Source organism: Sulfurimonas sp., assembly GCF_018698455.1.
In the GTDB taxonomy this organism is placed as follows: domain Bacteria; phylum Campylobacterota; class Campylobacteria; order Campylobacterales; family Sulfurimonadaceae; genus Sulfurimonas.
Genome location: NZ_JABIOQ010000041.1, coordinates 39,598 through 45,709, shown reverse-complemented (window position 1 = coordinate 45,709; position 6,112 = coordinate 39,598). Strand labels below are relative to the sequence as shown.

At 35.1% G+C, this 6,112-nt stretch carries 7 protein-coding genes and 2 pseudogenes; 4 read left to right on the top strand and 5 right to left on the bottom strand.

Annotated features, from left to right (window positions below; genetic code table 11):
• The 4 genes and pseudogenes from HOG88_RS05750 to HOG88_RS05735 form a co-directional block, all read left to right on the top strand.
• Window positions 1–339 (top strand): annotated as a pseudogene (locus tag HOG88_RS05750) (5-(carboxyamino)imidazole ribonucleotide synthase); the annotation flags it as partial.
• The gene (purE, locus tag HOG88_RS05745) at window positions 336–860 is read left to right on the top strand and encodes a 5-(carboxyamino)imidazole ribonucleotide mutase (protein ID WP_295004132.1); all 525 of its coding nucleotides are present in this window, start codon (window positions 336–338) and stop codon (window positions 858–860) included. The pseudogene HOG88_RS05750 and the gene purE, both read left to right, overlap by 4 nt.
• Window positions 861–1,100: 240 nt before the next feature.
• Window positions 1,101–1,676: a YeeE/YedE thiosulfate transporter family protein gene (locus tag HOG88_RS05740; protein WP_295004130.1), complete on the top strand. Its 576-nt coding sequence runs from the start codon at window positions 1,101–1,103 to the stop codon at window positions 1,674–1,676.
• Between the two features lies 1 nt (window position 1,677).
• Window positions 1,678–2,250 (top strand): DUF6691 family protein, encoded by a 573-nt coding sequence (locus HOG88_RS05735; protein ID WP_295004128.1) that lies wholly within the window; start codon window positions 1,678–1,680, stop codon window positions 2,248–2,250.
• Window positions 2,251–2,470: 220 nt separating this feature from the next.
• Here HOG88_RS05735 and HOG88_RS05730 read toward each other — a convergent pair whose 3' ends face one another.
• From HOG88_RS05730 to sodN, 5 genes and pseudogenes are all read right to left on the bottom strand, one after another.
• Complete coding sequence (locus HOG88_RS05730; protein WP_295004126.1) at window positions 2,471–3,112, bottom strand: carbonic anhydrase; 642 nt, start codon at window positions 3,110–3,112, stop codon at window positions 2,471–2,473.
• A gap of 41 nt (window positions 3,113–3,153) precedes the next feature.
• Window positions 3,154–4,842, bottom strand: a complete 1,689-nt coding sequence (locus HOG88_RS05725) for a SulP family inorganic anion transporter (RefSeq protein ID WP_295004124.1) — start codon at window positions 4,840–4,842, stop codon at window positions 3,154–3,156.
• Between the two features lie 278 nt (window positions 4,843–5,120).
• Window positions 5,121–5,315: pseudogene (locus tag HOG88_RS05720) on the bottom strand (dethiobiotin synthase); the annotation flags it as partial.
• A complete protein-coding gene (locus HOG88_RS05715; protein WP_295004122.1) occupies window positions 5,312–5,584 on the bottom strand; it encodes a S24/S26 family peptidase in 273 nt (90 codons plus the stop codon). The pseudogene HOG88_RS05720 and the gene HOG88_RS05715, both read right to left, overlap by 4 nt.
• Window positions 5,584–6,051: a superoxide dismutase, Ni gene (sodN, locus tag HOG88_RS05710; protein WP_295004120.1), complete on the bottom strand. Its 468-nt coding sequence runs from the start codon at window positions 6,049–6,051 to the stop codon at window positions 5,584–5,586. The genes HOG88_RS05715 and sodN overlap by 1 nt, the downstream gene beginning before the upstream one ends.
• Window positions 6,052–6,112: the final 61 nt, after the last annotated feature.

The following is a 6,112-nucleotide window of genomic DNA, read 5'->3' as shown; positions in this document are numbered from 1 at the left end:
TCAGGACACTATACAGTTGAAGCATGTGCCACTTCACAGTTTGAGCAGATGATAAGAGCCGTGACAAACTTACCACTTGGTTCTACTAAACTTATCTCTCCCGCTGTTATGGTTAACATACTTGGAGAAGAGGGTTATGCTGGTGAGCCATTTATTGATGGGATTCATGATGCACTAGAAATTCCAGAATTGTCTTTTCACTTTTATGGAAAAACTTTCACTAAACCATTTAGAAAAATGGGACATATCACGGTACTCGATGATGACATAGATATAGCATTAGAAAAAGCGATGAAAGCAAAAAATATTTTAAAAATCAAAGGAAGCAAACAAATATGAGTAAAGTACAAGTTGGAATTATTATGGGGAGTGACTCAGACTTACCAGTTATGAGTGCTGCGGCTCTAATGTGTGAAGAGTTTGGAATAGAGTATGAAGTTGACATAGTATCTGCTCATAGAACACCTGAACGATTAATAGAGTACTCTAGTAGTGCTGAGAAAAGAGGTCTAAAGGTTATTATAGCGGGAGCAGGGGGTGCGGCTCACTTACCAGGTATGGTGGCATCAGAAACTGTTTTACCAGTTATAGGTGTACCGGTTAAAGGCTCTTCATTAGAAGGCATGGATTCATTACTTTCTATAGTACAAATGCCAGGTGGTGTTCCCGTAGCAACAGTAGCTATAAACGGTGCTAAAAACGCAGGAATCTTAGCGGCTCAAATCATCGGTTCTTCTGATGCTGACATTAGAGAAAAAATAGCAGCTTACAAGTTAAAAATAAAATTAGAAGTAGAAGTAAAAGTAGAAAAGTTGAACAAAGTAGGGTATAAGCAGTACTTAAAAGATATAGGAAAATAGCCAACTAAAAAGTACTTCAAAGGATGATATAGTAATGGTAAAAAAAGTTTCAACCTACAATGAGTTGTAAAAAAGTACAAAACTTGCCCAAGTTATTTTAAAATAACGATTACAAAAGTAAATTTGTTTATAGTTTGAGAGTTTTTATCTTTTGTATGGATTTATACGGGAAGTTCCTTAAGATATATATAAGGCATAAGACAATAGACTAAATAAATATTATATTTTTAAAGGAAGTGTATGCAAGGAAAAAGATTAAATTGGCTTTATGGAGGAGTACTGGTAGGAATAATTTTAGCTCTTGCTATTTTTATAGTAAAACCTGTTGGTGGATCGACACAATTTTCTATTGTCAATGGTATTATTTGGGATAGTGTAGTTTCAATTGTTTCAGAAACGAATTCAACAACTTCAGGTTACACAAGCGATAATAGTTACTTAGCAAAAAATAATGGTTCGTATGCAAAAGCAGTTGCAAATCCTATGAGCTATGGACTTGTTTTTGTGTTAAGTATTTTTATTGGAGGCTTCATTTCTCAAATAACGAAAGGACCAAGTCGATCAAGAGATGAAGGGAATGCACCTACTGTTTGGTTGAATAAGTTTGGGAATACCAGTACATTCAAGCGCTATATTGTCACTTTTATAGGCGGTTTCTTTGTTATATTTGGTGCTAGGTTAGCAAGTGGCTGTACTAGTGGACATATGATGAGCGGTATGATGCAAACATCAGTGAGTGGATATCTCTTTGCTTTTGGTGTTTTTGTAACAGGCATTCCTATTGCACTACTATTTTATGCAAAGAAAGGAAAATAATATGACTGTTTTATTAGCAATACTTTTAGGTACAGCTTTTGGCTTTGGCATTCATCGTGTAGGGGCTTCTAACCCTTCTGGTATTATAAATATGTTACGTTTAAAAGATATGCATTTAATGCGTGTCATCTTTTTAGCTATAGCAGTATCTAGTACTCTCATCTTTTTAGCTATGACACTTGGCATAATGGATGCTTCACAGTTGAGTGTTAAAAGTATGACATGGGGTGTGATTGTTGGAGGAATGGTTCTTGGAATAGGATGGGGCATCGGAGGCTACTGTCCGTGCACTTCAATCTGTGCATTAGGCGAAGGTCGAAAAGATGCTATATTCTTTGTTTTAGGTGGATTAGGTGGTGCTTTACTGTATATGTTGATTTTTGACTATATATCTGGAACATTTTTACTTGATCCATTACTTGGTGGAAAAGCGATTTTAGCGGATATGACACCATCAAATGAAGTAGCTATTGTTTCAGGTGTCCCAGCTTTAGCAACTGCTTTAGTAATTGCTGTAATATTTACAACAATTGCTTATTTTTTACCAACTTCTAGTGAACCAGAAGCTTTATAGGGTACAAGTAGGAAGATAAACTGAATTACATAAAGGGGTGCTTAAGCACCACCCCACTTGGTATAACAAGTTTACAACACTAAAAAGATAGGAATAACGAGGTATTTAGAGATATTGATGTGAATAAGTAGTTAAACTCTGGCAAACAAGGCCTCAGTATAGTGAATACTCAAACGATTGTTTTTAGTTAGTATATTGTTAGCCCTATTGAAGAAGACTATTAGCCTTTAGGTTCGTATTCATAGATTGGCTCGATAGCATCACCTGGTTTAATGGTGATAAGCCCATTTATTAAACCATCATCAATCCCATAGACCCAACCATGAATTTCAGGACCATTTTGCGTATCCCATGCTTTTTGAATGATAGAAGTATGTGAGAGAGCATGAACTTGTTCGATGACATTAAATTCGATAAGTCTATCAATTCGCTCTTCTTTGGTTTGGAAACTATCGATCTTTTCTTGATGCAGTCGATAGGTATTTTTAATATGGATAAGCCATTTATTGGTGATAACAAGGTCTGTACTTTGTTTGTTAAGAGCCGCATTGACACCACCACAACCGTAATGACCACAAACTACAATATGTTTTACTTTGAGAACATTAACAGCATATTGTAAAACACTTTGGCAGTTAAAATCTGTAGCGATAACTTGATTTGCAATGTTGCGATGAATAAACATCTCACCAGGCTGTGCTCCCGTAATAATTTCAGCGGGTACACGACTGTCAGAACAACCAATCCAAAGAAGATCTGGCATTTGACCTTTTGCCAAATTTTCAAAATATTCGGGATTATCTTTACTTATTTGTGCTGCCCACTCTTTGTTGTATTTTAAAAAGTTTTCTATGGTTTTCATTGTAAATCCTTATGATTATCAATATAATTGAAGATACTAAATTAGTATTTCCAAAGAATTGTTGATTTGGTTTCTCTAGGTTTTGACTCTAGAGAACATTGATTATTTTTTAAAGCAGTAATAGCTAAGTTGAAATCTTTAAAAAGATGTTCCTCTTGAATAAGGTTAGGAATAAGTTTAATGTTACGCAGCATATGTTCAGGTTGTTTTTGAATACCTATTAATAGAACATTAATCCCTTTTCTTTCTAACTCTAAAACGGCATTTTCTATGGCATACATACCACTCTGATCTATACTCGGGACATCGTGCATACGAAAGATAACAACAGTTACCTCGGGAAGCTCTCGCATCATTTTTTTAAAGTGAGAGGTAAAACCAAAAAATATTGGTCCATCAAAGTGTTGAATGTATATTTGATCTTTAATAACATCCATAATACCTTTTTCATCATCCAGCAAGTCTATATTGTGAAAATCAGCAAAAGTTTGACTGGATGATTTTGATTCAGATATATCACCCATTTGTTTCATAAACAACACGGAAGCTAGTACCATACCTACTGCTACCGCCTGTAAAAGATCTACAAATACTGTTAACAGTAACACGATAAGCATAGTGACTGCATCAGCACGAGGAATATGAATGATATGTTTAAGACCTTTATAATCAATGATACCAACACCTACGGTAATAAGAATACCTGCTAATACAGGCAAAGGAATGAGCTTCGCATAAGCACCTGCTCCTAAAAGCACAAACAAAAGTATAAGACCATGAACAACTCCAGAAAGCTTACTTTTACCACCTGCATTGATGTTTACAACCGTTCTCATGGTAGCTCCTGCCCCTGGTAATCCACCAATGAGTCCTGAAATGGTATTACCGATACCTTGACCAATAAGTTCTTTATTAGAGTTATGTTGAGTTTTAGTCATATTATCAGCAACTACTGAGGTTAGTAGTGAATCGATAGCTCCTAGTGCTGCTAGGGTTACAGCAGGAATGATCATAACCATGGGGTGATGCCAATCCATAGCAAAGAGTGTGTCTAAATGTACATCTGGTAAGCCTTGCGGAATATCTCCAATAATAGGGACATGAAGTCCAAGCAGTGTTGATAAAATTGAGAGTACCACTAATGCCATTAGTGTTGAAGGAATAGCTTTTGTAATATAGGGAAAAAGGTAGATAATGACAATAGTAGCCATAGATAAACCAACAGCTTGGAAGTTCATACTAGAAAATATATCACCTAGTGAACTGACTACATCTATAATAGTTTTAGGAGAACTTAGTCCAAAGAAAGGAAACATTTGCATAATGATGATAATAAGACCAATACCACTCATAAAGCCAGATACAACTGGGTAGGGCATATAGCGTATGTATTGACCAATACGTGAAATTCCCATAATGATTTGGATGATACCGGCTAGAACAAAAGTCGCGATAATAGTCCCTAGAGCTGCATCTAAAGAGCCATAAATAGCTATTTCACCTGCAATAATAGCCGAGGCAACAACAGCCATAGGACCTGTAGGACCACTGATCTGTGTTGGAGTTCCTCCAAAAAGAGCGGCTAAAATACCTAAGGCAATAGCTCCATACAAACCAGCTATTGCCCCCATGCCTGATTGGACGCCAAAGGCAAGAGCAAGAGGCAAAGCAACAATAGCAGCCGTTACACCACCAAAAAGATTTCCCGAAAGGAGTTGTTTATTTATCAAAGATATATCCTTATAAATTATATTTAATAACACAAATAATATTATAGTTTTAGTTAATAAAAAATATGAATGTATAAAATACTATTCCATATTTTTAAGTCTCTCTTCATAAGATAAACTCAAAAAAAACAAACCATTTAATACAATTCTACACAATTAGTAAAAGTTGTATGAAAATTATTTGGAGTGATGTTAAATTGGATTAATGAGCTTATTCAAAGGTGTAGTTAAGTCCTATAAATAAGATTTAAAAACTACTCAGCTACTTCTACAGTTACTGCAACTAAGTTAAGTTTCTTACCTATTGGACTGATAGTGAAAGTTACTTCAGTATAAGATTTCTCATTTCCAAGAGTACCTGGAACAAAAGAAGCCATTGTTAATTTAGTTTCACCATTGGAAAGAGTGACTGATTCGATGAAGTGATCGAAATCATCTGGGTGAGTATACTCGTTTTTTTAATTAAGTCTTAAAATAGAACTTTATAGTGAATTTCATTTAAGCTGATAGTCCCGAAATTTCTACTATCTATACTTAATGGATCAGTGCCTTGAACAAAGTATTGTCCATTGTTAATAGAAATAACTTTTTTGACCATAAGTCCATAACTGTCTTTTGAAAAGACAACCGTATCATCTTTTTTTACAGGATTAAATTTAAAAACTTTCAAGCAAAGAATTCTTTGCCCATCTTTATAAAATGGGAAAAGAGAATTGCCTGAAACTTTAAAGAGTTTGAGCATTAGATAACTGGTAAAACCATTTCTTCGCCAGGAGCGTAAGGAGCAGTAACTCTTTTGGATTCCATACCTTTAAGTTTCCAGAAAAGTTCTGAAAAGTCATTTACAGCAGCAAGTAGATCCATTGCTTTTTCACGAGAAACGTGTTGCTTAGCAGCACCACCAAGCATCATGATATTATGAACCATAGTGTGAATGTCTGGATTATCTAAAACATGTACTGGCTTAATAAAGTCACCCCAGATAATTCTGATTTCTTCTTTACATACAGCAGCTTCTTCTTCTTTAGTGTTGATGTATCTTGCGATATCATTTTGACCTTGAGCTGAAGCAGCGTCTTCTGTTTCCATTCTAGCATTGATTAAATCTACCATTCTAACAACACTTAATGCTGCAACAATAGCTCTATTTGTATCGTATATACCACAAGGTACATCACAGTGTGCTTTTACTTCGTCTAATTTGAACATATTTCTTCCTTTTTATTTTGATGGCTATAGTGCCAACTTAAACTATAAATAAATATAGTCT

Bases quoted from the DNA above. Each gene is read 5' to 3' on its own strand.
- purE (WP_295004132.1), top strand. From the start codon at position 336: ATGAGTAAAGTACAAGTTGGAATTATTATGGGGAGTGACTCAGACTTA.
- HOG88_RS05740 (WP_295004130.1), top strand. From the start codon at position 1,101: ATGCAAGGAAAAAGATTAAATTGGCTTTATGGAGGAGTACTGGTAGGA.
- HOG88_RS05735 (WP_295004128.1), top strand. From the start codon at position 1,678: ATGACTGTTTTATTAGCAATACTTTTAGGTACAGCTTTTGGCTTTGGC.
- HOG88_RS05730 (WP_295004126.1), bottom strand. From the start codon at position 3,112: ATGAAAACCATAGAAAACTTTTTAAAATACAACAAAGAGTGGGCAGCA.
- HOG88_RS05715 (WP_295004122.1), bottom strand. From the start codon at position 5,584: ATGCTCAAACTCTTTAAAGTTTCAGGCAATTCTCTTTTCCCATTTTAT.
- sodN (WP_295004120.1), bottom strand. From the start codon at position 6,051: ATGTTCAAATTAGACGAAGTAAAAGCACACTGTGATGTACCTTGTGGT.